Source organism: Candidatus Flexicrinis affinis, assembly GCA_016716525.1.
GTDB classification, from domain to species: domain Bacteria; phylum Chloroflexota; class Anaerolineae; order Aggregatilineales; family Phototrophicaceae; genus Flexicrinis; species Flexicrinis affinis.
This window is the reverse complement of the sequence record JADJWE010000009.1, coordinates 505,063-530,886: the sequence shown is the minus strand read 5'-3', so window position 1 is coordinate 530,886 and position 25,824 is coordinate 505,063. Positions and strand designations below refer to the sequence as shown.

General features: G+C 63.4%; 21 protein-coding genes and 1 tRNA gene. 9 read left to right on the top strand and 13 right to left on the bottom strand.

Annotated features, from left to right (window positions below; all coding sequences use genetic code 11):
* Window positions 1–8 precede the first annotated feature (8 nt).
* Window positions 9–1,343 carry an amidohydrolase gene (locus IPM16_21515; protein MBK9125683.1) on the top strand — a complete coding sequence of 445 codons (1,335 nt, stop codon included), beginning with the start codon at window positions 9–11 and terminating at the stop codon, window positions 1,341–1,343.
* Between the two features lie 3 nt (window positions 1,344–1,346).
* On the opposite strand, the gene IPM16_21510 is transcribed toward IPM16_21515, so the two are convergent.
* Window positions 1,347–2,894, bottom strand: a complete 1,548-nt coding sequence (locus IPM16_21510) for a glycosyltransferase family 39 protein (protein MBK9125682.1) — start codon at window positions 2,892–2,894, stop codon at window positions 1,347–1,349.
* A gap of 203 nt (window positions 2,895–3,097) precedes the next feature.
* On the opposite strand from IPM16_21510, the gene IPM16_21505 reads away from it, so the two are divergent.
* The 3 genes from IPM16_21505 to IPM16_21495 all read left to right on the top strand — a co-directional run bounded on the left by IPM16_21505 (window position 3,098) and on the right by IPM16_21495 (window position 6,792).
* Window positions 3,098–4,717 (top strand): peptide ABC transporter substrate-binding protein, encoded by a 1,620-nt coding sequence (locus tag IPM16_21505; protein ID MBK9125681.1) that lies wholly within the window; start codon window positions 3,098–3,100, stop codon window positions 4,715–4,717.
* A gap of 107 nt (window positions 4,718–4,824) precedes the next feature.
* On the top strand, window positions 4,825–5,844 hold the full coding sequence (locus tag IPM16_21500; GenBank protein ID MBK9125680.1) for an ABC transporter permease: 1,020 nt from the start codon (window positions 4,825–4,827) through the stop codon (window positions 5,842–5,844).
* A 9-nt stretch (window positions 5,845–5,853) separates the two neighbouring features.
* Complete coding sequence (locus IPM16_21495) at window positions 5,854–6,792, top strand: ABC transporter permease (GenBank protein MBK9125679.1); 939 nt, start codon at window positions 5,854–5,856, stop codon at window positions 6,790–6,792.
* A gap of 38 nt (window positions 6,793–6,830) precedes the next feature.
* Here IPM16_21495 and IPM16_21490 read toward each other — a convergent pair whose 3' ends face one another.
* The 8 genes from IPM16_21490 to ychF form a co-directional block, all read right to left on the bottom strand.
* Window positions 6,831–7,496 carry a Type 1 glutamine amidotransferase-like domain-containing protein gene (locus IPM16_21490; protein ID MBK9125678.1) on the bottom strand — a complete coding sequence of 222 codons (666 nt, stop codon included), beginning with the start codon at window positions 7,494–7,496 and terminating at the stop codon, window positions 6,831–6,833.
* A gap of 133 nt (window positions 7,497–7,629) precedes the next feature.
* A complete protein-coding gene (locus tag IPM16_21485) occupies window positions 7,630–8,610 on the bottom strand; it encodes an SH3 domain-containing protein (protein ID MBK9125677.1) in 981 nt (326 codons plus the stop codon).
* Window positions 8,611–8,693: 83 nt separating this feature from the next.
* Window positions 8,694–9,407 (bottom strand): SDR family NAD(P)-dependent oxidoreductase, encoded by a 714-nt coding sequence (locus IPM16_21480; protein ID MBK9125676.1) that lies wholly within the window; start codon window positions 9,405–9,407, stop codon window positions 8,694–8,696.
* Between the two features lie 31 nt (window positions 9,408–9,438).
* Entirely contained in the window at window positions 9,439–10,431 is a 993-nt protein-coding gene (locus IPM16_21475) for a PD40 domain-containing protein (protein MBK9125675.1), read from the bottom strand.
* Between the two features lie 3 nt (window positions 10,432–10,434).
* Window positions 10,435–11,316, bottom strand: a complete 882-nt coding sequence (locus IPM16_21470) for a class I SAM-dependent methyltransferase (GenBank protein MBK9125674.1) — start codon at window positions 11,314–11,316, stop codon at window positions 10,435–10,437.
* A 95-nt stretch (window positions 11,317–11,411) separates the two neighbouring features.
* Window positions 11,412–13,871, bottom strand: coding sequence for a tetratricopeptide repeat protein (locus IPM16_21465; protein MBK9125673.1), 2,460 nt, complete (start codon window positions 13,869–13,871; stop codon window positions 11,412–11,414).
* A 53-nt stretch (window positions 13,872–13,924) separates the two neighbouring features.
* On the bottom strand, window positions 13,925–15,058 hold the full coding sequence (locus tag IPM16_21460) for a glycosyltransferase family 4 protein (GenBank protein MBK9125672.1): 1,134 nt from the start codon (window positions 15,056–15,058) through the stop codon (window positions 13,925–13,927).
* Window positions 15,059–15,064: 6 nt separating this feature from the next.
* Complete coding sequence (gene ychF, locus IPM16_21455) at window positions 15,065–16,150, bottom strand: redox-regulated ATPase YchF (protein MBK9125671.1); 1,086 nt, start codon at window positions 16,148–16,150, stop codon at window positions 15,065–15,067.
* Window positions 16,151–16,568: 418 nt separating this feature from the next.
* Between ychF and IPM16_21450 the strand changes: the two genes are divergently transcribed.
* Both IPM16_21450 and IPM16_21445 read left to right on the top strand, forming a co-directional pair.
* Window positions 16,569–18,779 (top strand): NYN domain-containing protein, encoded by a 2,211-nt coding sequence (locus IPM16_21450; GenBank protein ID MBK9125670.1) that lies wholly within the window; start codon window positions 16,569–16,571, stop codon window positions 18,777–18,779.
* A 54-nt stretch (window positions 18,780–18,833) separates the two neighbouring features.
* Window positions 18,834–19,883 carry a HAMP domain-containing histidine kinase gene (locus IPM16_21445; GenBank protein ID MBK9125669.1) on the top strand — a complete coding sequence of 350 codons (1,050 nt, stop codon included), beginning with the start codon at window positions 18,834–18,836 and terminating at the stop codon, window positions 19,881–19,883.
* Here the strand turns inward: IPM16_21445 and IPM16_21440 are convergent.
* Together IPM16_21440 and IPM16_21435 are read right to left on the bottom strand one after the other, a co-directional pair.
* A complete protein-coding gene (locus IPM16_21440; GenBank protein MBK9125668.1) occupies window positions 19,880–20,653 on the bottom strand; it encodes a hypothetical protein in 774 nt (257 codons plus the stop codon). The two genes, IPM16_21445 and IPM16_21440, sit on opposite strands and share 4 nt — an antisense overlap.
* On the bottom strand, window positions 20,650–21,123 hold the full coding sequence (locus IPM16_21435; protein MBK9125667.1) for a CinA family protein: 474 nt from the start codon (window positions 21,121–21,123) through the stop codon (window positions 20,650–20,652). The genes IPM16_21440 and IPM16_21435 overlap by 4 nt, the downstream gene beginning before the upstream one ends.
* Before the next feature lie 126 nt (window positions 21,124–21,249).
* On the opposite strand from IPM16_21435, the gene IPM16_21430 reads away from it, so the two are divergent.
* Entirely contained in the window at window positions 21,250–22,020 is a 771-nt protein-coding gene (locus tag IPM16_21430; protein MBK9125666.1) for a hypothetical protein, read from the top strand.
* A 47-nt stretch (window positions 22,021–22,067) separates the two neighbouring features.
* Here IPM16_21430 and IPM16_21425 read toward each other — a convergent pair.
* Window positions 22,068–22,148 (bottom strand) — tRNA-Leu (locus tag IPM16_21425).
* A 40-nt stretch (window positions 22,149–22,188) separates the two neighbouring features.
* Here IPM16_21425 and IPM16_21420 point away from each other — a divergent pair.
* Window positions 22,189–23,682: a hypothetical protein gene (locus IPM16_21420; GenBank protein MBK9125665.1), complete on the top strand. Its 1,494-nt coding sequence runs from the start codon at window positions 22,189–22,191 to the stop codon at window positions 23,680–23,682.
* A 705-nt stretch (window positions 23,683–24,387) separates the two neighbouring features.
* Here the strand turns inward: IPM16_21420 and IPM16_21415 are convergent.
* The gene (locus IPM16_21415; protein MBK9125664.1) at window positions 24,388–24,882 is read right to left on the bottom strand and encodes a hypothetical protein; all 495 of its coding nucleotides are present in this window, start codon (window positions 24,880–24,882) and stop codon (window positions 24,388–24,390) included.
* A 323-nt stretch (window positions 24,883–25,205) separates the two neighbouring features.
* Between IPM16_21415 and IPM16_21410 the strand changes: the two genes are divergently transcribed.
* On the top strand, window positions 25,206–25,817 hold the full coding sequence (locus IPM16_21410) for a sigma-70 family RNA polymerase sigma factor (GenBank protein MBK9125663.1): 612 nt from the start codon (window positions 25,206–25,208) through the stop codon (window positions 25,815–25,817).
* The last annotated feature ends 7 nt before the right edge of the window (window positions 25,818–25,824 follow it).

Genomic DNA, 25,824 nt, shown 5'->3' with positions numbered 1-25,824 from the left:
GGAGTCCCATGAACGACCTCTTGATCGCCAACGGAAATGTGCTGTCAGTATCGCCTGACGGAAAGCACGCCGACATCCTCTGGCGCCATGACGTGCTCGTGCGCGGCCAGCGCATCGAAGCCGTTCAGCCTGCGCGGATGGCCGACCCGTCCCACTTCCGTACAGTCATCGACGCCACCGGCAAGGTCGTCATGCCGGGGTTCGTCAACTGCCATGCGCACGTGCCGATGGTGCTGTTTCGCGGGCTCGCCGAGGACGTCAGTATCGACCGCTGGTTCAACGAGTTCATCTGGCCATTGGAAAGCAACCTTGTCGCCGAGGACGTGTACTGGGGCATGCTGCTCGGCGCTGCCGAGATGATCCGCGCCGGCATCACGACCGTCGCCGACCACTACTTCCACATGGATCGCGGCGGCGAGGCCATCGATCGGATCGGCATGCGCGGCGTATTGGGTTGGGCGATGTTCGGCAGCCTCGGCCAGCCTGCGCTCGACCAGACCGACACGTTTATCCGCGAGTGGCAAGGCGCGGCCAACGGGCGAATCACGACCATGGTCGCCCCGCACGCGCCGTACACCTGCGACGACGCGTTCCTCGCCGCCTCGGGCCGTATCGCAAAGCGCCACGGCGTGCGGGTCCACATCCATGCCTCCGAAGTCCGTGAACAGACCGAAGCCAGCCTCGCTAAGCGCGGCATCACGCCGATCGAAGTGCTGGAGCAGACCGGCTTACTCGCGGCCGGCACGATCATTGCGCACGCCTGCGGCGTGACGCCGGACGACGTCGAGCGCATGGCCTCCGCCAACGTCGGCGTGGCGACCGCGCCCAAAACGTACCTCAAGCTCGGCATGGATGTCACGCCGGTGCGCGACCTGCGCGCCGTCGGTATTCCAGTCGGGCTGGCAACCGACGGCGTCGTCAGCAACAACACGCTCGACCTGTGGGAAGCGATGCGCCTGACCGCAATGCTTCAGAAAGACCGCGCGCTCGATCCGGAGGTGCTAACCATCCCCGAAGCGCTGGCAATCGCAACGCACGAGTCGGCGAACGTCGTTGGACTCGGAGGGCGCGTCGGCGCGGTGGCCGCCGGCTATCTGGCCGACCTTATCGTGGTCGATACGTCCGGCCTGCATCATCAGCCGCTGCACAGCGTCACGACCAGCCTCGTCTACAGCGCGATGGCGTCCGATGTCGTGCATACCGTCATCGACGGACAAGTGGTGATGCGCGACCGGCAGCTTCTGACCATCGACGTGGACGACGTGATCGCCAACGTCAGCCGCCAGATGCAGCGCCTCGCCCAACGCGTGCCGGGCCAGCGGATTCAGACCTACACTCCGTAGCGATCAGCGCACGAAGCGGTAAACGTGCGTCGCGCCCAGGTCCGCTTCCAGAGTCAGTGACGGCGGCAGCGCGGCCAACATCGGACGTAGCGGTTCCGGCAGCGCGCTGGAAGTTGGGCCGTCGGAGCCGACCTCCACGCCAGTCACGATCAGCAGATCGAGGTCGAAGTCCTCGGCCAATTGCGCCAGCACGTCAGGCGCCGCATACGGCAGCACAACGCCACCGGCCCCGAGCCAGTAGGCGACCTCTGGCGGATCGACCGACGCAACCCGGTCGCCCGGCATCACATACGGCCGGATCGCCTCGATATACGGCGGCGCGTCGCTCGATGCGCGGCGGACGGACAGCGCGGTCATAAAGCCGGCGATCAACAGGATAATCGCGGTGACGGCGACCCAATTCAGCGTACGGCGGCGGGGCCGCCGGCGGCTCAGCCTGCGCGCGAGCGCGTCGACACTGTATGCCGTCAGCGCGGCCCACCACGGGATGAGCGCCGCCGCGCCGTGAAAGAGCCCGCCGCGCGCGCCCGGCCACGCAAACACGAACGTCATCGCGGCGTGCAGCCCCAGCGCGAACAACCCGACCGTGATCAGTAAATGCCGGTTGGCGCGGAACAGCCCCCACAGCATGAACGGCCACAGCAGCAGATTGCCTTGCGCGACCGCAAAAACGCCGAAGTTGATCAGCAGCGGTTCGACCCGCGATTGCAGCAGCGGCCCGATGCCCACGTCGCCGAGGCTTAACGTCCGCCACGGATAGGTGAAGATCTGCGCGTAATCGGTCATATACGCAGTCTGCAACCCGCCCAACGGCAGTGGCGCGCCGACGACATCAAGCATGCGCACGAACCACGGCGCCATCGTCAGCAGGTATCCGACGGCAACCGCCGCGGCAGACACATATCGCCCGCGTGGGGCGCTCAGCGCGGCCAGCACGCCAACGATCGGCAGCAGCAGGCCGTCCGAGCGTGTGAGGTGACCCAACCCGCCCAGCACGCCCGCCGCAGCCCACAGCCACACCCGCCCCCGTTCACGGGCGGCGATCATTGCCGCCAGCGCCAGCCCGCCGAACAACGCGTACGGCGCAAACGTGTCGATCTCGCCCCAGACGTCAACGAACCCGCCGGACAGTATCGCCAGCGCCAGCGCCAGCCACGTCCCGCGCCGCGTCTGTGTGACCCATCCCCCGGCCAGCACCGCGACCAGCAGCGCGCCGGCAAAACACACCGCCATCGGGATCTGCGCGGCGTCCATCGACACGCCAAACACGGCCATCGACACGCCGGAGAGTAGCGCGCTCATCGGCATCCAGTACAGGTGCGACGGAGTCACCGTGGCCGGCAGCACCAGCTCAGGAGGCAGGCCGAGATGCGTCCACAGCGCCATGTCCGTCAGACCGTCGCCTTGGGCGAGGCGCGCCGCCGCGTTGTAGTGATAGTACGAGTCGAGGTACGTCGGCCGCGGCACCAGCATGTACACGATCACGACTGCCGCGATGACAGCGGCCAGAGCCGCGATGAACCAGTCCCTGCGCAAAAACGGATGCGTCATATCCCCCTCCTCATCCGGCACGTAGTGTACCGAACCCGCCGCGATCTGTGTCAGAAATCCATCAGGTTTCCAGGCGCTAACCCAACGTGGTCTGTAACGTGTTGCAAACGAGTCAACGCGCGCTATAGTCTACGGCACGGTACGGGACGAACCGATTTTGCCCGTTCCGCTGAGCAGTCCGATTGGATCAGGAGTGACAGAGCATGCGCATCGTTCGCGTCGTTCTGCTTCTGGCGTTGATTGCGGTATTCGCCGTAGTCCCGCTGAAGGCACAGGGCAAATCGGTTACCGTAAGCTGGCTGCAGGAGCCTGACTCCCTCAGCCCGCTGTATACCTCGATGACATTCGGTTTCTACACGTACCAGCTTTATATTTCCCCCGCGTGGACGTTCGACAAGGATCTGAACGCGTTCCCAGTGCTGGTCACCGAAATGCCATCCGCCGAAAACGGTGGCATCAGCGAGGACGGCACGACCTTCACGCTCAAGCTCAAGGAAGGCTTGACGTGGTCGGATGGCGATCCGCTCGACAGCGCCGACTTCATCTTCACGATCGACATGATCATGAACGATGCCAACGCCGTCAACTCGCGCAACCCGTACGACTTGCTCAACAGCTATTCAGCCCCCGACGCATCTACCGTCGTGCTCGAGTTTGCCGAGCCGTACGCGCCGTGGCAGGCCACGCTGTTCACGTCGGTGCTTCCACAGCACGTGCTTCAGCCGGTGTTCGACGCCGAAGGCACGCTCGACAGTGCCGACTTCAACCGTAACCCGACCGTCAGCAGCGGCCCATTTGTGTTCGAAGAGTGGGCGGTCGGCTCGTTTATGCGCTTTGCCGCCAACGAGAGCTTCGCGCTCGGCCGCCCCATCCTCGACACGATGGTCGTCACTTTCGTCCCTGACGACGTGACGTACGTCGCTGGCTTGGTCGCAGGCGATGCCGACGTTGGCACATTCGTCGCCTTTAGTGACGTGCCGGTGCTCGAAGAAGCCGGCCTGAACGTCGAAATCCTGCCGTCCGGCTACAACGAAGGCTGGTATCTGAACATGAGCGCCGAGCGCGGCCATCCTGCGCTTCAGGACGTGCGCGTGCGTCAGGCGCTGGCGCTGGGCTTCGACCGCTTCAGCTTCAACGAAGACCTGAACTACGGCGCGACGTTCGTTCCGTCCGGCTTCTGGGAAAACACCCCGTACGACAACCCGGACATCGAGCCGTGGCCGTACGATCCGGAAGCGGCGGCGGCCCTGCTTGATGACGCAGGCTGGGTCGACAGCAACGGCGACGGCACGCGTGACAAGGACGGCGTCGAGTTGGTGCTGCGCTTTATCACTAACACCCGCGGCATCCGCATGGACTTGCAGGCGCTGGCTCAGCAGCAACTTTTGCAGATCGGCGTCGGCACCGAGCTGATCAACTACCCGAGCGACGTTTACTTCAACGACTACGCCAGCGGCGGCCCGATCAGCACTGGCGAATACGACATTGCCGAGCTGTCGACCAATCCGGCCTTCCCTGACCCGGATACGTCGCGGTGGCTGTGCTCGGAAATCCCCAGCGACGAGAACCCGACCGGCAGCAACGACAACTACTACTGCAACGAGGAACTCGACGCGCTGTTCCGCCAGCAGGCCGCTACGACCGACACGGCCGCGCGTGTCGACCTGTTCCATCAGATCGACCAGATCATGCACGACGAAGTGATCTGGATCGGCATCTGGCACGACGCCGACGTGTGGATCCACAACCCGCGCCTGCTGAACGCCGAAATCAACGCCGCGTACCCGTTCTGGAACGCCCACAACTGGGATATCGCCGGCTAATCGTCCAACCCGCGGCATGCGCCCATGAGTATCGTTCATGGGCGCATGCGCGGACCAAAGCCGGCACCTCGCCGGATCTGAGGCGAACGTACCGAGGAAGAGTCGCCATGGCCCGATACTTACTGCGGCGCGTCTTGCAGGCTGTCCCCCTGTTGTTCATCATCAGCATGCTGCTGTTCGTGATCATGCAGGGCACCGGCGACCCGCTGGCGACCCTCGGCGGACGCCAACCGACCCGTGCGGCAGACCGCGAACGACTCGCCCGCCAGCTCGGGCTGGATCAGCCGGTGCTGGTCCAGTACGTCTACTGGCTGATCGGCAACGATTGGGTGCTGGTCGACCCGGAGACCGGCCGCTACGGCACGCGCAAGGGCGTCATCCGCGGCGACTTCGGGGAGTCGATCACGCGCCGCCAGCCTGTGACGACGGTGGTAGGCGAACGGGTCGGCGATACGCTGCTGCTGACCGGCACGGCGCAGGTCATCATCATCGTCGCGTCGCTGGCGCTCGGCATGTACTCGGCGCTCCGTAAATACACCTTATTCGATCAGTTCTTCACCGCCGTCAGCTTCGTGTTGTATTCCTTCCCGGTCTTCTTGATGGCCTACGTGCTGATCTACATCTTCTCGATCGGCTTCCGAAGTGCCGGCTTACCCTATCTGCCCACCAGCGGAATCTTTGACCCGGCCGTCGGGCGCACCACCGAGCAGGTGTTGTGGCACTTGATCCTGCCGGTCACGACGATTGCGCTCATCAGCATCGCCGCGTACAGCCGTTATATCCGCTCGACCATGCTCGAAGTCATCAACAGCGATTACATCCGCACCGCGCGCAGCAAGGGCTTGAGCGAACGGCGCACGGTGCTCGTCCACGCCTTCAAGAACGCCTCGCTGCCGCTGGTCACACTAATCGGTCTGGATATTCCATTTCTGCTGGGGGGCGCGGTCGTCACTGAGACGATCTTCGCGTGGCCGGGGCTGGGTCAATTGTTCATCCAGCAGATCGAACGAAAGGACTATCCGGTGCTCATGGGGCTGTTGATGATGATCTCGATCGCGGTCGTCGTATTCCAGATCATCACCGACGTGGTCTATACGCTGCTCGACCCGCGCATCCGGTACTCGTAGGGGCAGGTCATGAGCGCAGCAAAACCGGTCACACTGTCGTCGGAACGGGGCGAGCGCAAGGCCAGCGAGAACCGCGCCCTGCGGCGCTTCTTCGCGCACCGCGGCGCGGTTGTCGGGGCCATTCTCCTCACGTTGATCCTGTTGTACGTCACCATCGGATCGCTGATCTTCAGCGAGGCCGACGCCAACTTCGCGGACTCCGGGCGACGCTTGCAGCCCCCGTCCGCCGAACACATCTTCGGCACCGATAACATCGGCCGCGACGTGTTCGCGCGCACCATCTACGGCGGCCAAATCTCGCTGATGATCGGCCTGCTGGCCGTCACTGTGTCGGTGACGATCGGCGTGACGATCGGAGTCGTGACCGGCTACTACGGCGGGATCGTGGATTCGATCCTCATGCGCATCACCGAGGCCATGCTGAGCATCCCGACCCTGCTCCTGCTGCTGCTGATCGCGAACGTGTTCGGCTCGAGATTCCCGTCCGTGCAGCTCTTCGGGCGCACGTTCAGCGGCAGCGTGGTCGTCATCATTCTGATCATCGGACTCACAAGCTGGATGTATCTAGCACGCATCGTGCGCTCGCTCGTGCTGTCGCTCAAGGAGACCGAGTACATCGTCGCGGCTCGAGCGATCGGTGCGCGCGACGTTCGGATCATCGCAAACCACCTGCTGCCCAATATCCTCGCCCCGGTGATCGTCACGGCAACGCTCGGTATCGCGGGCGCGATCTTACAGGAAAGCTATATCAGCTTCCTCGGCGTCGGCGTCGGCCCCCCGACCGCGACGTGGGGCAACATCCTCGACGGGTCGCGCCAGTTCTTCGACCGCGCGCCGTGGTTGTGGGTCGCCCCCGGCACGCTGATCGTGCTGACCGTCATGAGCATCAACTTCCTCGGCGACGGCCTGCGCGACGCGCTCGACCCACGCTCCGATAAAACGGCGTAGTCTTTAGTCCTGAACAGTTCGGTGCTGAAGCGCCCTATTCAGGGCGATAACCGTTTCCAGTGACCTTCGGAGACGACCTCGACAGTCCCGTCAACCACCTTGAGGGCGGTCTCGTCGTCCATCGCGTAGCTCGGCACCTGCATCCCGGCGGCCCACTTTTCTGCGTGGGCCATCGTGTTGTAAGGCAGCATCACGTGATCTAGGTGCGGAAACATCGCGAAGTCGACCAGTCCCAGCGTTTCGTCGCCGCCGGAGGGCGGCGTCCAGCCGACGAAGTGGTCTCCAATACGGGGCGCCATCACCATGCTTCCGGCGCTTAGCGCCACGTAGACGGCAGACAGCGACGGCAGGACATCAGCCAGCCCCGACTGTCGCATCCAGTAGCACAGGTACAAGGGGTCGCCGCCATTCACCAGCAGGACGTCGGCTTTTTGAACCGGCGGAAGCCAGATCGCCCGGTCGAGGCTGGGCAGCGCGGTCAATTCCAACACGCCCACCGACTTCCAACCCAGTTCCGTCATGGGCGTTTGGGAGCCTTCGCCGGTGATGAAACTCCATGCGAGGGCAGGACCGTTGGGCAAGGCGTAACTCGCGGTGGTAATGCACAGCGCGCTGCACTCGGCTATCGGTTTGCCCAGCAGTTCGACCAGTGCGTTGTGGATGCTGGCGTTTCGGACGCCGGCAGACGTCAGCAGCATTTTCATACATGTACTCCAAGACTCGTTGTCGCGCATCGCGAATAGCGGTCGCGCCTGTGTGCGAAAGGCATCTCCCGCCACACCAAAAACGACCCGGCGTGTCACCGGGTCGTCTTTGTCGATATGAGATTTTCGGCGGCTAGCTGGCGATCGGGATCACCAGATTGCCGGGGTTACGCACCGCTCCGTCCGACGTGCGCAGCCAACCGCGTACCAACGTGCCGCCGCAGTCGGCGATTACGCGCACCATGCTCACGTCACCATTGCGCCCGACGATCTCGTATTCGAGGTTGCCGGGGATCGTGCACAGCGCCGGCGAACCCACCGACGGGCTGAGCAGCAGGCTCTGCGAGCTGTACAGGAAGAAACGCGGCAGCGCGATTTCACCGGCGGGGATCACCACCGGCACGTCGGTCAGGTCAAGGCGTGCGATGAGGAAATCGCTGATCGCCCAGCCGACCAAGTCGCCAGCCTGTACGTACCACCACGAGAAGTCGTCATTGCGGCCCAGCGCGATCAGCTTGTCGCCGCCGCGCACGCGCCCGACGATGGTGAATTCGGGGCCGTCACCGCTGCGCAGGTTAAGGTAGCTGGTATTGACGACGAGATACCCGGGCTGGCCGGCTATCGCGGAGTCGCTGTTGACGTCGCTGGGCGGCAGCACGTTGACCGGCACGCTTGGCGATGCCGGGCCGGTCGCAACCGACTCGACGGCTGTGCCGGTGGGCAGGCTCGGGCAGCTTCCCGCGGCGGTGTAAACGACCTGCTCACCCACACCGTTACCCGCGGCGCTCACCAACGATACGACGATCGGATTGGCGGCCGGGGTCGCGGTGAAGTTCGTCGCGAGGCCGTTCGGAAAGCTGATGGTGGAACCAACGTAGAACGACTCGACCGGCCCGCTGTAGATGGTCGTGCCGTTGCCGTCACTGGCGACGAACGAGAACCGTTCGCGGCCCGCGCCGGTGTTATCACGATCGAGCGTAATGGATCCGCCCTGCGTCGTGAACCCGGTGCACGTCACGGTCAAGCTGAGATTGTTGCGATCTGCGGCCGCTACCGGCAAAGCCAGCAGCACGGCCAATAAAAGCGTAACGATCAATGTGGCGCGGCGCGTCATAGTCCCCCCATAAGAGTTAGTAACAAGTTCGCGCGTTACCTAAACTATGGGGGCAAAACGGGAAAAATGCAAATACCAGCCCGTCAACTCTTCCCGAACACTTCGACGTTAGCGCCGTAGACGCCGGTGTCGCCGCTGCACAGGAACGCACACGCCTCCGCCAACTGCGCCGTGGTGACCCACTTGGCGGGGTCCGCGTTCGGCATGGCTTCGCGGTTGGCCGGGGTATCTATCGTACTGGGCGACACACCGTTGACGCGGATGTCGAAATCTTTGAGTTCGGCGGCCATGGCCTCCATGACGCGGGTCGCGGCGGCTTTGCTGGCGGTATAGGCGGCCATGTTCTTGGCGCCCTTCTGCCCGGCGCGCGCGAGGATAAACACGATGCTGCCGCCTTCGCCGCGGTCGAGCATGTGACGCGCCACTGCCCCACCGACCAGATACAGCGGCCGAACGTTCAGGTTGAACATGCTGTCAAGCACGTCGAGCGATTCTTCGTGAACCGGTTTGCCGGCGGCAAATCCGCCGACGGTGTGCACCAGCGCGTCGATGCGGCCAAAGCGGTCCAGCACTGCGTCGATCACCGCCTGCACGCCCTCGGGCGTGGACAGGTCGCCGGCGAAACCCGCGTGCGACTCGGCGCCGCCGGGCAGCGCCGACGCGATCTGGTTAACGCGGTCGGCCTGCAAGTCGACCAGCGCCAACTGCGCGCCGTGGCCGGAAAACACCGCCGCCACGCCACGGCCGAGGTTTCCGCTGCCGCCCGTCACCATGACGACCTTACCGTTGAGAGCCATCGTCCATCCTCCCCTGAATACGTTACGCGTGCTATGGACGCCACACCGGAAACAGCGCGTCGCCGTCGCGGGTCAGCACCTGTGCCGACTCGCGCATCGGCTCGCCGTCGTCCGAAATGTCCATGACCACAATGCGCCACTCGTCATCCTGACGCCGCATCACCGCGACCTGCTTACCGTCGGCGGAGTACGTCGGGTCGGCCTCCAGCCCGTCAACCAGTGCCAGCAGTTCCACGGCATCGTCGCCGCGGCCCGCCACTGCGTCGGCAACGTCGATCGCATACAGCGTGAGGCTGCCGTCGCTCAATAAGCCATCCCGTTCGCTGACGAACAGCAGCCGATCGCCGTCGAGCGTCCACACCGGGTAGATGTCGTCGGCCGCGTTCGTCGTGACCTGTACGAGGTCCGACCCGTCCGGGCGCACGACGTAGATGTCCTCGTTGCCGGTGCGGTCGCTGGCGAATGCGATCCACTGCCCGTCGGGCGACCAACTGTGGAACCAGTCGCGCGCGCCGGTCGAAGTGATTCGCACCGGCGAATCCGTGTCGCTGACAGGGTCGGTATCCACGTACAGCTCAAGGTTGAGGTCGCGCAGCGACGCCCACACCAGCGCAGATCCGCCGGGCGCAAAGGCCGGGTCCCAATCGAGGCGCCCCTCGAAGAACAGAGTCGTCACTGCGCTGAGGATATCGAGCGTGCGCAGCCCCGATCCGTCTGGTTGGACCTGAGTCGGGCCGAGCGCATCGTCAGTCAGCCGGTTGGACAGGAAGTTGATCCGCTCGCTGGCGAAGTCGAAGCTGGCGAAGTAGTCGTGAAAGCCGTCTTCCGGCGTGACGAGGCGTGCGGCGCCGTCCGGCTCGATCATGCCGATATCCCATGTTCCGCCCTGATTCGTCGTGAATGCGAGCGCGCCCGAGGGTTGGGCAAGCTGAACGGGCGGCGTGCTCAGCCGAGCGACGATCAGCGCAACCAGTACGATCAGTACGAGTAAAGGGAACGCGACCAGAATGCGGCGGCGGCGCACCGGCTAGACAGCCTCGCCCCTAGCTTGAGCGCGGCGCGCAAGAAAATCGCGGATAAAGTCACCGCGATCGCTGGCGACCAGCACGCCGGCAAGGCGAGAGATCGGCAGCTCGCCCCACTGGTTGAGAAGCTGCACGACCTGATCGTTCAGCACGTCGAGCACCAATTCCCAACTGACGTCCGGCGGCAGATACAGCTCGAGCATGTCCCGCAAGGCATTGACGTACTGCATCAACGGCTCGGCCGTGCTGAAGATCATCGTAGTCGGCAGCTCGGAACGGGCGACGGCGTAGAAATGGCGCGACAGCATGCGCGTTCCGTTTTCGAGGCCGAACAGGTCGCTGGCGGTCAGCGGCATGCGCACCGCGGACGGCGGTTGTTGGGTCAAGATGATCACCGCGCGGCGCAGCAGCGAGCGCAGTTCCGGCATGGTCTGCACGCTGTGGGTCGTCGCCATCAGCACGCCATTGGGCTTGAGCACACGACGGATTTCGACCAGCGCGCCGTCGATATCCGCGACGTGATACAGCATATGGTTGGCCATCACGACGTCGAACGACGCGGTCGCGTACGGGAGCTTCACCGCATCGCCGACCGCCAACTGGCTGTGTTGAGCCGGGTGGCTCGACAGCGTGCCGGCGTGCAGATCGACCCCATGGTACGATCCGTCCGGAATCCGCGGCATCAGCTTGTCGTAGAACTGCCCATAGCCGCAGCCGACATCCAATACAGACTCGTCCCCCTGCCAGCGGATACTGCTCAGCGCCCAAGAGACGAAGTCGATCCGTGGAACAGCGTACTTCTCACGCGTTTCTACGATATCTCGATTGAGTTTGTCTGACGCGTACTGCCGCTTGAGTCGGTTGGGGTCAAGTAGGCTCGTCATGCGTGTAGGTTTCAGCAGTCGATCGCACGGTACTGCTCAATACTATACTTCACATTTGCTTAACGCGCGCCACGATGTGCCGAATTCACCCGTTCTTATGCGCCGTACAGGGCGCGGTAGATGGTGAAGAACGTGTAGATTCGCTGGACGTACAGCCGCGTGCTGCCAATGGCGATGGCGTTGATGAACGCGTCGTCGCCCGGTCCGGCGGCCTCGCGCCATGCAATTGCACGTCCGGGGCCGGCGTTGTAACCCGCCAGCGCCGCTACGGCGTCCTGTCCAAAGCGGTCAAGCTGCTCGTCGAGATAGGCCGCACCGAACGCGATGCCGGCTTGCGGCTGGAACAGGTCGCTGTGCTCGTAGTCAGGCCACGCCAGCAGCCCAGCGATGTAGTCGCCGGTGCCGGGGATGACCTGTGTCAGGCCTTTTTCGCCCGCGGCCGCCGTCGCAGTCGTGTCGAACAGGCTCTCGTGCCGGATTAGCGCGAACAGCAGCAGCGGGTTGAACTCGCGCTCGGTGGCCTGCTGGACGACGAGATCGGCATACGGCACCGGAAAACGCAAGCGCGCAATCGACGGCGGCACGTCGAGCGTCCCGACACCTGCCGCGGCGATCAAATTCGCGGCCGCCTGCTGCGAGGGGTAGTACACGCCCATCTCGCTGAGCGCCAACGCCAGCGCATAGCTGGTCGCGAGATCGTCCTTCATGGCCTCCAGCAGGTCGAGGATCTCCGCTTCTGCGGCCTCGAACAAGCCGAGGTCCCACAACGCCTGCCCCCGCGTCCAGCGCGGGTCGTTGGCGACGGTCTGCGGCAGTTCGCCGACCACCGTTTCCGGCGGGACGCTCGGCTGCGCCATCAGCCATGCGCCGGCCTCGGCGATGCTGGCCGGGTCGGTAGCGGTCACAAGCTGCACGTTCGCCGGCGGATCGAACATCGGACGTCCGTCGAGTGCATCGCGGGCGCGCGCGGCAAAATAGCTGTCGCTGTCCGCCGCGACCGCCTGCGCGAACGCGTCACGGGCGACATCCGGCGCATTGCGCGCTTCCGCAAGCTGGCCGACCTGATACAAGGCTTCCGCGCGGGTCGCCTTGGTCGACACGTTGGCAAGCTGACGGTACAACTGCTCGGCAGACCCCGTGTCCCCGTTAGCACGCGCTGCCGCTGCGGCAATCCCCAGCCCACTGACAGCCTGCGCGCTGTCAGGATAGCGCTCGGCAAGCCGGACGAAGACGTCCTGCGCTTCGGCAAACTGCGCCGCTTCGTTGTGCAGGAAGCCCGCCCGCCACAGGGCCTCGGCAGCCGTTTCCGCGAGGTTCGGGTAGGTCTCCGCAATCGACAGGTACTGCCGGATCGCTTCCGGGATGTCGCCAGCGAGAAAATCGGTCCGGCCCAGTTCCAGCACGGCATCCCCGAACAATGCGTTGGTCGGGTACTGCTCGACGATCGTGCGGAAGGCGACGCGTGCTGCAGCGCTGTTCCCAGCCGCGCGGTATGCCCGGCCGAGGAACAGGTGCAGTTCGGCGGGAATCTGATCGAGCGTCACCGATGTTGTGTACTCGTTGAACGCCTCGATGGCCGCCGCGTAGTTCTCGGCGTAGTAGTAGACCTTGCCGCGCGTATAGGCGTTCACGCTCACGCCGTTTTCGATCAGCGCGGCCAGCGCCGGGCCGGCGTGCGCAGGCACGTCCGTATAGGTATCGACGATACGCTGATAGCGCACAGTCGCCCCCGCGACATCGCCGCTTGCGCGCAAAGCGTCACCGGCTTCGCGCTCGATGAAGGCGCGGTAGGCGTGGTTCTGCGCGTCGGCGAGGATTGCGTCATAGCTGGCAACGGCTTGCGCCGGCTGACCTGCCGCGCGGTAAATCTGCGCCGCTCGTTCGCGCAGCGCCGCCAATGGCACGCGGGCGCGCAAGGCGGCGACCGCCGCGTCGTAGCTGGCCAGCGCGTCGGACGTCATGTCGAGCGCGAAGAACGCATCGCCGATGCGTTCGTGGACGTAGCTGTCGATCACACCCGGGCGCAGGCGCAGAAACTGCCGGTAGTCGTTGATGGCGGTCGTCCAGCGGCCCACGCCGAGGTTCGCCTCGCCACGCAGGAAGTACGAGTCGGCAGAGCGCGGGTCGTCCGGGTTCAGCGTCAGCCACGAGTTGAGCGCGGTCAGCGCGCCGCCGAAATCCCCTTCGCGCAGCGCGATCTTGGCGTATCCCGCCGACGCTTCCGGCGCAACGGTGAACAGCGCGCTGTAGCGCTGCCGGGCGCGGTCGTAGAAACCGTCGTGCGCGTCACGGTCGGCGGCGGCGAGCGCGGCCGACGGATCGGTGATGGGGGTCGCCGCGGGCGTGGGCGGTACGGTCGGCTGAAGCTGCGCGGCCGAGGCGACCGTCGGCGGCGGAACCGACGTGATCGGCGCGCTGCTGTTTGAGGCATCGGCCGGCGCCGTGTTGGTGATCACGACATACGTGACCGGCACGTCCTCGGCGGCGCCAAGCGTGCACGCGGCCAAGCTCAGCGCCGCGAGTGTCATCCACAGGAATCGGAGATACGTCTTCATGCCGCGATTATCGGCGGAGCGTACCGCAAGCGTCAACCGTTCCCGGCCTACGGTCAACCATCGGTCGTCAGGACGTCGAGCGCCTGCCGCACCTCGTCGCCCCAGTTGAACGCCAGCGAACGCTGATACGCAGCAGCGGCGAAGCGTTCGGCCAACTGCGGGTCGTCCAGAATGCGCTGGATGGCCGCGGCCAGCGCGCGTGGATCGGAATGAGGCACCAGCAGCCCATCGACCTCGTCGCGGACGACCTCGGGATTGCCGCCGACGTTCGACGCGACCGACGGCGTGCCGACGCTCAACGCTTCGAGCAGTGTGTGACTCAAGCCTTCGATTACGCTCGACAGCACGTACACGTCGCCGGCCCGCATGTATTCCAGCACGCGGTCGTGGGGCTGCGCGCCGACGAAAGTCACGCGCCCCGCCGGCGCTATGCGCTCCAGTTCGGCCAACTGCGGCCCCTCGCCGACGACGACCAGCACGACATCCGCCGGCAGGTGCGCCAGCGCCTCGATCGCGGTATGTACGCCTTTGATCGGAGTCAAGCGGGCGACGCTTACGAGCAGGCGACTGTCGGTGGGCAAGCCGAGCTTGGCGCGCAGGCCAGCGCGATCGGCGGTGTGCAGGTCGCTTTCCGGCACGGCGTTGTAGATCACGCGGACGCGCTCTTGCGGAACGCCCCACCCGGCGATGACGCGCGCAAGATGCTGGCTCGGCGTGATGATCCGGTCGGCGCGGCGCACGCACCACAAGTAGTAGGCGCGCATGATGCGCAGTGGCGGTGCGTGGCGGGCGGTCTGAAACTCGACCTGATCGAGCGTAGTCAAGCCGCGCCGGCGCGCCATCTCCCACGACCAGTCCCCGACGATCTTCATCACGGTCCGACGCGGAAGGCGGCCCAGCAGCGGAGTCAGCAGCACGGCGAACCCGACGACGAATACCGTGTCCGCGTCGCGGGCGATCGCCCGCGCAGATCGGGCATAGCGAAAAACGCGGCGCACGAAGCCTGCCGACCGCGAAATCCGCGTCACGGGATAGCCGCGCGCGGCATCGCCGGGCTGTGGCTCGCCGAACGTCACCAGCGCCACGTCATGGCCCGCCGCTTGGGCTTCAGGCAGGAAGTAATGCAGAAACGTCGACAGTCCGCCGGGTTCCGGGTAGAAGCCACCGGTCAGGATCGCGAAGCGCATGACGGGTTACTTGGCCGGGCTGAACCGGATATTGAGAATATCGCCGTCTTTGACGACGTAGTCCTTGCCCTCAAGCCGGAATTTGCCAGCGGCCTTGATGGCGGCTTCGCTGCCTGCCGCGATCAGGTCGGTGTAGGACATCACCTCGGCGCGGATGAACCCGCGCTGCAAGTCGGTGTGGATTGTGCCGGCAGCTTCCGGCGCCGTCGCGCCGACGGCCACCGACCACGCCCGCACTTCGTCTTCGCCCACCGTGAAGAACGACTGGATGTGCATCAGTTCGTAGCTCAGGCGGATCACCTTGGCGGCGCTGCGCTCGGTGATGCCGAACTCGGCCATGAACATCTCCGCGCCTTCGGCGTCAAGCTGCGCGATCTCCGCTTCGAGCTTGCCTTGCAGCACGGTCGCAAAGGCGTTCTTGTGCGGGTAGTCGAGCAGTGACGGATCGACCTGCTGGCCGTCGCTGGCGTTGAACACCAAGATGACCGGCTTGAGCGAGAGGAATCCGTAGCCACGCAGCGACTTGACCTCGTCGGCGGTCAAATCGAGGTCGCGCAGCGGAGTCTCTTCCTCCAGCGCGGCCTTGAGCCGGTTCATCAGCTCGATCTGTGGACCGACCTCGCCCTCGGCCTTCTTGCCTTTGATGCGCAGCTCGTCGTTCAGCTTCTGCAAGCGGTTCTCGACGCTAATCAGGTCGCTGATGATGAACTCGCCGTCGATAATGCTCAGGTCGCGCTGCTGGTCGACCGTCTCGTAGGGGTGCGGCACACTGGCCGACTCGAACGCACGGATGACGTGCACCAACCCGTCCACCTGCTGCAGCTCGTTGCGGAACTGCCCTTTCAAGCCGCCTTCCGAGATGCCTTTATCCATGCCGGCGATATCGGCAAACGTAATCGTCGCATAGATCGTCTTCTTCGGGTTGTACATCGCGGTCAGCTTGTCAATGCGCACATCAGGCACGTTGACGACGGCCGTGTGCACTTCGAATTGGCCGCTGCTGACGGCGGCGGTCTCGAGATTCTGGCCGGTGAGCGCGTTGAAGATCGTGGTCTTGCCGCTGTTCGGCAGGCCGATGATGCCCAGTCGCATGAGTCATCCTGTACGTGGCTGGTCGAATTGCGGCAAGTGTAGCAGACGACGAGCGAGTTATCAGGAGACAGTTTGCCGCTGTTGACGCCCGTTGTGCGCCGCCTACAGTTGTCGAGATTGCCTGAAAACTGATAAACGAGCCGTGCAACGAGACCGCGTCTGGGCAATAATGACCAACATTCGATTGCTGTAACAATCCGAAGTGGTTTTACACGGATTTAACCGAGTTGCACTATACTTTTGGAGTGATAGTGCTACTCTGAGGATTAGATTTCGTCACTTTTGACAATTGAGAAATTCTGCACAACCCAATACTGTTGAGTCAATAAGCGCATTCTCCACATTCAATTCGTTCAGTTTGCCGGTGGGCGGGCCGAGAGCCGTCCGACTGGCACATGCGTTTTTTGGATTATGATTTATGGCTGCCTACCTGATTGTCGATTTAGATCGCCTCCTCAAGCAGTTCAAAGACCGAAGCTTCAACGTCGATCTGCAAGAGATGGCGGTTGCCATGCGCGGGCGCGCCGCGCTCGCCGCGGGGGTGCCGTCCGAGCAGCTCCGCGCGATTGCCGCTGCCGACTGGGAAGAACACCGCCGGCGCGACGACACGCTGCTCGAGCAAGTGTTTCGCAACGCGCGCTTCGAGCTGTTCGACGTTCCGGCGCACGACCAGTTGGTCGACGCGCTGCAAATGCACTACTTCGCCTTCGACAGCGAACCCGTCACCGAGCTGATCCTCGTCACCGTCGGCAACGAACTGATGCAGCTCTCGCGACGCGTCAAGATGACGCGCAGCGCCCGCACGCGCCTGTGGGGCCTCGACAACGTCCTCACCGAGGAAGACATCGAGGACGGCGCGATCTTTCAGGACTTGGGCGAACTGCTCGGCATCGAAAGCCGCAACGTCGCGCTGTACATCGATTTCGAGAACATCGCCATCAGCCTGTCGCAGCAGTCGTTTCTGGTCAACCTCGATCGGCTGATTGCGGCGTTTGTTCGGCAGGCCCGGGCGCACGGCAACGTGACCAAGATGGCCGCCTACGCCCCATGGGGCAACCGCGGTGCGCTGCCGCCGCTGGTCGATACCGCCGGCAACGATGTCACGCCGGAAGCCCAAAGCCGCTTGGCCTTCGCCAACATCGACCCGGTATATCACCTGCCCGGCAAGAACAGCGCCGACGTCAAGATTGCCAACGACGTCCTCACCCACTCCACCAGTGCCGAGGCCGCCGACGTGTACATCATGGCGACCGGCGACCGCGACTTCAACGAGGTCGTCAACACACTTGCCAGCCGGGGCAAATCGGTGCTCATCTGGGGTGTGCACGGCGCGCTCAGCCGCCAGTTGAGCGCCAACCCGAACCTGCTGGTCGAGTACATCGACGAGTTCACCAACCTTGAAACCTACGCCAGTCGCGCGGTGGCGGCGGCCGTGCCGGAAGAACCGGTCGAGACGTTCGCGCCGTCGCAGTGGTCAAGCTTGATCGTACAGTTCGACCGCCTGACTGCAGGCACGACGCAGCGCACCGTCAAGGATCGCGCGCTGCTCGATCAACTGCTGGCGACCAACGCCGTCCTAACCGACCAGCGCGGCGAGGACCTGATCGCACAGGCCATCTCTCTGGGGATCCTCCGTCAGGTCGATACGACCGGCACGCTGGCGCTCAACGACAGCCACCCGATCGTCGACAAGACGCGCCTGATCCGAGACCGTGTCACACTGCGCGTGGCCAACACGCTGCAGACCCGGAGCTGGAACTACGTCAACTACGGGTTCCTGCTCAAGGGGCTGGCGATGGATCGCGAGCTGGAGCGCCCCGGTCTGAACCGTGACGATCAGTGGCGATCCCACTGGATCGACTTCCTCGTTCGCGAGGGGCTGCTGGTACGCGAGTTGACGCCGCACCACCTCAACCCCGAAGACCTCGTGCCGGTGATTCGTATGCCGACACCGATCTCGCGTGCATCAACAGAGGACTACTCCACTCCTTCTCGGCCGATGGACACCGATATGCAAGAGGGCGACCCTTCGTCACGCTCTACGCCGGTACCGCTTGAACTCAACCTGCGCGAGCTGACCGCCGAAAGCCCCGGCACGGCATCGATGCTGCGGCGGATCATCGTGAGCGTTGAGCAGTTTACCAGTTACCGCCGCTTCGAGTGGTGTCCGCTGGGCAGTCTGCATCAGCGCCTGCGGCCCTACGATATCGGCATGACCTTCCAGAGCGCGGTCGAGTACCTCATCTATCATGAGGCTGTCGTGGTCGCGGAGTATCCGAACCCGCAGAGCCTCTACAATACCAAAGGGATTTCGCTGGTCACTGACTCCGAACTGGTCACGACCGTATTGGCAGAGCGCGATGCGTTTATTCGGCTTCTGTTGGCGCTCTATCGCCGTGACGTGTTAATCTCAGTATCGGCCGCCCGCGAAGCTGCGCAGATGTGGGATCACGAACTGTGGTTCTCGATCATGGAGCGCGAAAACGTGTTGAACGCGCTCAATGGACGTCCCGGGTTCTACAGTCTGTTTCGCACACATCACACCGTGGCTCAGGTCGCGTCGCTCATGGGTGACACGGGCGACCCGGACTCTCAGGACGACGGGCGTCAGGCAGACGGAGACTCATAAACGGGAGTTCCGGACTAGAATATTCAGGAAACGTCACGAGTGGATTTGCAGCAGATGACGCCGACAGAAAGGGATACGGACTTCTTGGCCGAGGTAGCACGCCTCGCGTCGGAGCCTGTAACCGAGCGTGCAATCGAGGGCATCCTCGACTTGCTGCTGCATGACTTCGGGCTGCTGTTTGCCAGCGTCAAGTCGGAAGGCCAGGAGACGTGGCAAGCAGGCACCGACCCCGGCTCTGGCCCGTCGCGCACAATCTCGCTCAACCATCGCGGCCGCCCGCTGGGAAGCCTCGCGCTGCGCTTCGCCGAAGACAGCACGGACGAACGCGAAGACCACCCGATTCTCGACGTCACTGCGCGTTTGCTCGGCAGCCTGCTGCGCGACCGCGAGTTGGATCTCGCCGAACGCGAGGTCGAAGCTTACCGCGATCGTATGCTGCGGCTCGTCACGCATGATTTGCGGACGCCGTTAGCGCAAATCATCGGCTATGCCCACTTGATGCAAATGGACGTGGCCGAAAACGCCATGCTCTTGCGATTCGTCAACGGCATCATCAACGCCACCAGCTCGATGGACAAGCTGCTCGAAAGCCTGCTGCGGCTGGAGCGCATTCGCCACTCCCCGCGCGAGTTGTACGAGCGCGTGCCGGTCGCCGCGTTGGCGCAGACCGTGTACGAAGACTGCATGGACGGCGCCGATCAGAAGAACATCACGCTGGTGGCGCACCTCGACAGGCACGCAGACGCGTTCGTCATGGGCGATGCATTCCTGCTGCAGCGCGCGATGGAGAACCTCGTCACCAATGCGCTCAAGTTCACGCTGCCGGAAGGCGCCGTGACGGTCTATTTGACGTTTAGCGACAATGTGATGGAATACCGTGTGAAAGACACCGGCGTCGGCATCCCCGCCGACCAGCTCGGCAGTGTGTTCGTGCCGTTCTACAGCACTGGCGGCCGGCGTTCTCGGTCCAGCTCTGGCGGCTTCGGCCTTGGCCTCAGCCTCGTTACAAGCATTGTAGAAGAACACCAAGGCTCCGTATTCGTCGAGAGCACGGTCGGCGAAGGCAGCGAATTCGGCTTCCGTTTGCCGCTCGCGCGCGACTAGCGCACTTCGAACGTCGCGCTTCCCGCCAGCACGCCGCCAATCAGCAGGTCGACCCGATATGCCCCGGCTTCAAATACGAAGTCCGTTTGATCTGCAAAAAACCAGATGCACGCACCATTGACCGGATTGGCGGGCGCAAAGTCGAAGCTGGTCAGCGGTGCTTCGCCGCGCAGCCAGTTGGACTGGATCGTCGTCCCCGCCGCGATGTTGAAGCCGGTGGCTACGACGTAGATTTCAGGGGTTGTCGGGCTGAACGCGGACGTCGTTTCGACCGCGCAGTCGTCATCGCCGACGCCGGTCGCTGTCACAACGCCCTCGAATCGCGGCCCGTTCGGATCAAGCGTCGGCACCGCGGTCACAGGTTCGGGGGTTGCCGTCGGCGTGACGTTCGGATCGGCCGTCGGTGGAAGTCGCGTGATCCCGCCCGCCGGCACGTCGCGGACGTCCACGGTCGGCGTGAACAGCGGCTGAGCAGCGTCGGGGTTCGGCGTCGCCGGTGTGATGAGCGAGAGGTCGGGCGCCGGATAACCCAACTCGACCAGCGTGCCCACGATCTGGCCGCGCTGCCGGGCGATCTGTGTCGCTCGGCCCTCGGCCGCTGCTTGCGTGATCATCCGCCGGTCGGCTTCGAACGTTGCGGAAGCGCGTATCGCCGCCAATTCTACGTCCAGCGTACCGCCGATGGCCTGCGCCGTCTGTTCCGCGCTGGGGTCGGTCATGCACGCCGTCAGCGCCAGCCCCACCGCAATCAGGACGATCACCCGTCTCACGTCATCACCTTCAGCAGTAACGCCAAAGCCGCATCTGCGCTGTATGCCTTGTTCTGCTCGCGGTCGCCAGCCCAAATGTGCCGCTCGACCGTAACGCCGTCCGGCCCCGCGACACCAATGTACGTCAGCCCGACGGGCTTGTCAGCCGTGCCACCGCCCGGACCGGCGATCCCGGTCACCGAGACAGCATAAGTCGCCCCCAGCGCCTGCCGTGCGCCGCGCGCCATCTGTTCCGCCACCGGCGCACTCACGGCACCGTGTTCGGCCAGCACCGCCTCATCGACGCCGAGCAGCGCGTGTTTGACCGCGTTGCTATAGGCGACGACCCCGCCCAACACATACGCCGAGCTGCCGGGGATGTTCGTCAGCCGATGGGCGATCAACCCGCCCGTGCAGCTTTCCGCCGTCGTGACGGTCGCACCCTGCGCCGTCAACCGCCGGCCAACGTCCAGCGCCAATTCATCCGCCATAGTTTGTCCTCTGCCACTCAGTCAGACGCCGCCAGTATACCGGGAATCAACAACACGTTGAGGTCGAGTCGCGCTATACTGTGGGATAACTCCCGCACATTTTGGGAAATTGAGGGTTATTGGCTCGTGGGCTTCTGGGGATGGCGACAGGCAGCGTGGATCGCGTTCATCAGCGTCCTCGTTGTCGCATGCTCAGATGCCGGGCCGGCGGCGACCGTCGTCGTTACGCCGTCGCCAGCCCCAACCCTGATCATCCGGCAGAGCACACCCGGACCGCCCATTACCCCACGGCCGACAGTAGAGGCGTTGATCTCGCGCCCTGCGGACGACCCGGACCCGGCCGTCCGCATCGAAAATGCGAACTGCAGCGATTCGAGCGGCGTTGGACTCACGTGTATCGGCGTCGTCCGGGTCGTTTCCGATCAACCGGTCGGCCCCGTCGAAGTCGCTGCTGCCGTTTTTGAAGGCGAACAGGTCATCGATACACTGCGGGTGGCGCTGGCTCCGCGCGTACTGACCTCCGGCCAAGCCGCGCCCTTTCACCTGCAGCTCGCCGCCGACGTAACCGGGCCGGTTTTGTTCTCGGTCGCGCAGACCCGCCCGCCCTCGCGTGACACGGTGACTCTCGAGGCCGAGACCCGTGAATCGCAAACCGAAGACGGACGTTATCGCGTCGACGTGATCGTCTCCAACCGCTATCTCGCCGACGTGCGCTCGATACGCGCTGTCGTGTCCCTGTTCGACGGACCCCGCCTGACTGCGTATCGGGTCGTCGAGTTTGATCAGCTCGACTCACGCAAGTCGCTGTCCTTCACCGTCGAAGTGCAGGGCAGCGGTTCGGTGGTGGCCAACATGCGGCACGCGCTGACAGTAGACGCGATCTTGAATCCGCGCTGACGGTTGCGCAAACAAAACGAGCCCGCGCTTATCGCGAGCTCGTCAGTTGCCGGAGGTGGGAGTCGAACCCACACGCCTTTCGGCAAACGAGTTTGAGTCGTTCGTGTCTGCCATTTCACCACTCCGGCGTGGTAAGATCGAGTATAAGTAACATGAAGGTAGTCGTCAATGTTGGGTGAACACCGAGCCATCCGTGCCGTACTCTACTTGATCCTCCTTACTACCCCTATCGCTGTGACGATGGCGATGCTGGCTATCGTACATGGCGCCTCCCTCACGGACCTAATGCCCGCTGGCCCAGACGATGTCTTCTATTGGAGACAGGCTGCTGTCTTTGCGCGCGCAGGCTTCAACGGCGGCTACATGACGGCCGCAGAAGAACTCTCTGCACTGCCTTTCGCGCGGTTCTTTGCGTGGGGTTTGGCCACGCCGCTCGTATACGGCGCCGCGGCGACAATCGCGTGGCCTTACTATGGTGTACCACTCGTTAACCTGGCCTTGCTGACCGGTAGCTTAGCTGTGTTGATCACCATCGTCCGGCCACGTATTCCGCAGACCCTGATGCTGATCGTTGTTTTTGGGGCATTCCCGTCGACTCTGATTCACGCGCCGACATCAATGCAGGAGTTGTTTCAGCATGCGCTCGCCGTTATGGCCGCGACAGCATTCGTCTATCTGATCCGCAGACGACAAGACACACCGTGGCCAGCGCGTGCCGCAATCGCGATTCTGATTATGGCGATGTCAATCACGAAGGTCACGTGGGCTATTCTGTGGATCCCGTACTTTGTGCTGTTATCGCGCAAAGTGCTAGTGCGAACGGTCGCCGCTGCACTTTTTGCTTCGATGTCGCTGGCAATACTTGCAGCTGTGATCCATAGATTGACGGCGGCGCCTTATCCATTTGCCGCCGCTTCCTCAGACGGGCTGACAGGAACATTCGAAGCAGTACTTGGTGGCATTCGCGAAAATCTCGGCTTGTTCAACAGCGGTCATCCGCTGGAGGTCTTCACTAGGTTGCTCGTGATTGCTGGTGCCGCTGTCGCGCTAGTCTCCGTTTTCCGGCGGTGGCGTGCCGGACTGGACGAACGCAATACAGCCCTACTCGTCGCCGCGGGAACCGTTTCGGTCACGCTCGTCGCCGGGATTGTCTTGTATCAAATCAAGTACTTCCGCGACTTTCGCCTGATCACATCACCACTTCTTATGGCGCTGACGCTACTGATCGTAATGTTGCCCCTGCGCTGGGGAATTGCGATGGTCGGGGTGCAAGCCATCGCGCTGATATGGGCCATTCCGTACTACGCCGAAAACTCCGCACTGCACGTGTCGTCGCGGGTCGACAGGCAGGTCGCCAAATGGACCCCTTTGCTGTCCGAAGCATTCCCGTATGATCCTGCACGTCCTTCGCCATGGTGTAACACGGCCCTAGTCTCACCATACTATATCTTCGACAATGTCGGAGTCAGCATCGCGCTTGACAACGGTATCGGGCTTTCGTTGCTAACTCTCGAGCGCGGTATTGCGTTTCCAGTCAAGTCCGCTTATCTCCTTCTCGACGAAGCTCTCTACGCACACATTGGATATCAACTACGGGTTGAGGCCGTCTTCGACATCCCCGGAGGCAAACTGTACCGCAACCTCGATTCGGGCTGTTTCTGAGCCATCCCATATGCACCAAGTTAAGACCATGAGAAGTCGAAAACCTGCCAGAGTTGGAAAGCGAGAGGGACTTTGGCCCGTTTGGAACGGCGTGCGGCGAGACGCAGATCGGCGGTGAGCCAGAGCCAGAGGACACGCCAGAGGGGTGGGCATGTGAAGGCGCGCATGAGCAGAGGTGTATGCGTGCGGACGAGGCGAAGCGCATCGAGAGAGCCGAGGTTGTCAAGGGACCAGCCAGCGACCAACAGCATCCAGTGGGCGACCAAAACCGCCAAGAGCTTGGCGTAGCCCTGACAGAGTTGTCGACAGGGATCGGCCTGAGCGCAAGATCTGACCATGAGACTTCCAGAGCTTGAACAGCAGCTCAATTTGCCAGCGCGTGCGCGCAGGGTGAGCTTGGTCGAAGGTCAAGTCGGGGATGTTGGTCAGATAGATCGTCCAGCGCGCAGGCGGTTTGACGGGGGAGGTCGGGCGTTGGTCCAGCCGTGCTTGTTCTTTTTAGCCGCGCCATCCGCGTTTGCAGCGCTTGGCGCGGGATGGGGGCCGCTATCAAGTAAGCAGACAGACGCGCTTGGTTCCCGACTTGAACAGGCAGACACTGCGGTCCGGGCAGTTGTTTCAAATGCTGCAGCAGATCGAGCGGTTCTCCTCTGTGGTGAACACGGTCGTGCCGACTTTGAAGCGGGTGAGCAGAACACACCCTGCTCATTCCAGCGCTGGAAGCGGGTCAGCTTGAAGAAACCCAGATCGTTCAGATGCAGCGCACCTTGGGCAGCGCCGCGTCACCACCGCGCTCTTCTGGTCGTTCTCTCGTAGTTCCCGCAGTTGAATCTCCAACTGCCCGCGCTGTAACTCCCAGCGTACCGCCAGTTTCACGCCCGTTGCCAACCACTCGACCCGACTGCAGTCGCTGATGTAGACGCCGTTGAATGACGGCAACACCGTCCCTTGCTGCTCGCTTCGAATGGTCTGCCGCAGCCCTTCCTCGAGTAACTGCCGCATGAACGTCACCGCGGTCGCTGTGAAACGCTGTTCCAGTCCTTGCGTACTGATCGGCATTCCAACCTGCACAGCATGGTGCTGCTGTTCGCGCCGCGTCGCTGCCGGGGCCATCAGCCCGCCAAGCACCAGCGTCTGGGCAAACCCTGCTCCCGTGACTTTTCGCTGCCGACGGATGAATCCCGTTTTTTGCCAACTCATTGGCTGTTGTACTCAACAGACCTTGCAGCGTTTCGCTCAGTTCCGTTATGGTTGTCATGGAAGAAGGGTCTCTTTTCTGCGGTGAGAGGCGAAAAGATTACCCTTTTTCCTTATCTTGGTGCATATGGGGCTGTTTCTGAGCCATCCCTAGTATCCCCGATCGCCGCCGGAATCCTCATAGCTCCCGTTTGGCCGGCGCCATTCGCAGACCGCACCTAGGGCACATTCGACAACACGCCACGATAGCTTAAGCTACACCGGTAAACATCTGGTACGATCTACTGTCCACGTTTACGGATTCACTACAGGACCAAGTGCGCGAGATGCCCCCCAGTTCTCCGCCGCCAGACGACCTCCCGTTGATACTCGCTGCCCAGCGCGGCGATCTCGACTCGTTCAACGGGCTTGTCACGCGCTATCAGAACGTTGCGTATACCGTGGCGTATCGCCTGTTGGGCGAACCGTTCGCCGCGGCAGACGCCGCCCAAGACGCGTTCATCAGCGCCTATCGCAAAATCCGCGAGTACCGGGGCGGCAGCTTCAAAGCTTGGCTGCTCAGGATCGTCACCAACACGGCATACGATCAGATCCGCTACGACCAGCGCCGCCCGGCGACTGGTATCGAGGACTTGCCGGGCGCCGAGTACGACGACGGTCCGCCGCTCGCCAGCGACGACGTGCTGCCCGAGGATGCCGCCGAACAGCGCGACACCCAGCAGGTGATTCAAGACTGCCTGCAAACGCTGCCCGCCGACCAGCGCCTCACGCTCGTCATGTTCGATATGCAGGACTACAGCTATCAGGAGATCGCCGAAGCGAACGACGTGCAGCTAGGCACCGTGAAATCCCGCCTGAGCCGCGCCCGGCTTGGGATGCGTCGCTGCCTCGAGGGCAAACGGGAACTTTTCGATGCGCCCCGGCGTCTTGACTCATAACATGTTA

Bases quoted from the DNA above. Each gene is read 5' to 3' on its own strand.
- IPM16_21420 (MBK9125665.1), top strand. From the start codon at position 22,189: ATGTTGGGTGAACACCGAGCCATCCGTGCCGTACTCTACTTGATCCTC.
- IPM16_21515 (MBK9125683.1), top strand. From the start codon at position 9: ATGAACGACCTCTTGATCGCCAACGGAAATGTGCTGTCAGTATCGCCT.
- IPM16_21415 (MBK9125664.1), bottom strand. From the start codon at position 24,882: ATGAGTTGGCAAAAAACGGGATTCATCCGTCGGCAGCGAAAAGTCACG.
- ychF (MBK9125671.1), bottom strand. From the start codon at position 16,150: ATGCGACTGGGCATCATCGGCCTGCCGAACAGCGGCAAGACCACGATC.
- IPM16_21485 (MBK9125677.1), bottom strand. From the start codon at position 8,610: ATGACGCGCCGCGCCACATTGATCGTTACGCTTTTATTGGCCGTGCTG.
- IPM16_21505 (MBK9125681.1), top strand. From the start codon at position 3,098: ATGCGCATCGTTCGCGTCGTTCTGCTTCTGGCGTTGATTGCGGTATTC.
- IPM16_21465 (MBK9125673.1), bottom strand. From the start codon at position 13,871: ATGAAGACGTATCTCCGATTCCTGTGGATGACACTCGCGGCGCTGAGC.
- IPM16_21510 (MBK9125682.1), bottom strand. From the start codon at position 2,894: ATGACGCATCCGTTTTTGCGCAGGGACTGGTTCATCGCGGCTCTGGCC.
- IPM16_21495 (MBK9125679.1), top strand. From the start codon at position 5,854: ATGAGCGCAGCAAAACCGGTCACACTGTCGTCGGAACGGGGCGAGCGC.
- IPM16_21435 (MBK9125667.1), bottom strand. From the start codon at position 21,123: ATGGCGGATGAATTGGCGCTGGACGTTGGCCGGCGGTTGACGGCGCAG.
- IPM16_21445 (MBK9125669.1), top strand. From the start codon at position 18,834: ATGACGCCGACAGAAAGGGATACGGACTTCTTGGCCGAGGTAGCACGC.
- IPM16_21480 (MBK9125676.1), bottom strand. From the start codon at position 9,407: ATGGCTCTCAACGGTAAGGTCGTCATGGTGACGGGCGGCAGCGGAAAC.
- IPM16_21470 (MBK9125674.1), bottom strand. From the start codon at position 11,316: ATGACGAGCCTACTTGACCCCAACCGACTCAAGCGGCAGTACGCGTCA.
- IPM16_21500 (MBK9125680.1), top strand. From the start codon at position 4,825: ATGGCCCGATACTTACTGCGGCGCGTCTTGCAGGCTGTCCCCCTGTTG.
- IPM16_21410 (MBK9125663.1), top strand. From the start codon at position 25,206: ATGCCCCCCAGTTCTCCGCCGCCAGACGACCTCCCGTTGATACTCGCT.
- IPM16_21460 (MBK9125672.1), bottom strand. From the start codon at position 15,058: ATGCGCTTCGCGATCCTGACCGGTGGCTTCTACCCGGAACCCGGCGGA.
- IPM16_21490 (MBK9125678.1), bottom strand. From the start codon at position 7,496: ATGAAAATGCTGCTGACGTCTGCCGGCGTCCGAAACGCCAGCATCCAC.
- IPM16_21450 (MBK9125670.1), top strand. From the start codon at position 16,569: ATGGCTGCCTACCTGATTGTCGATTTAGATCGCCTCCTCAAGCAGTTC.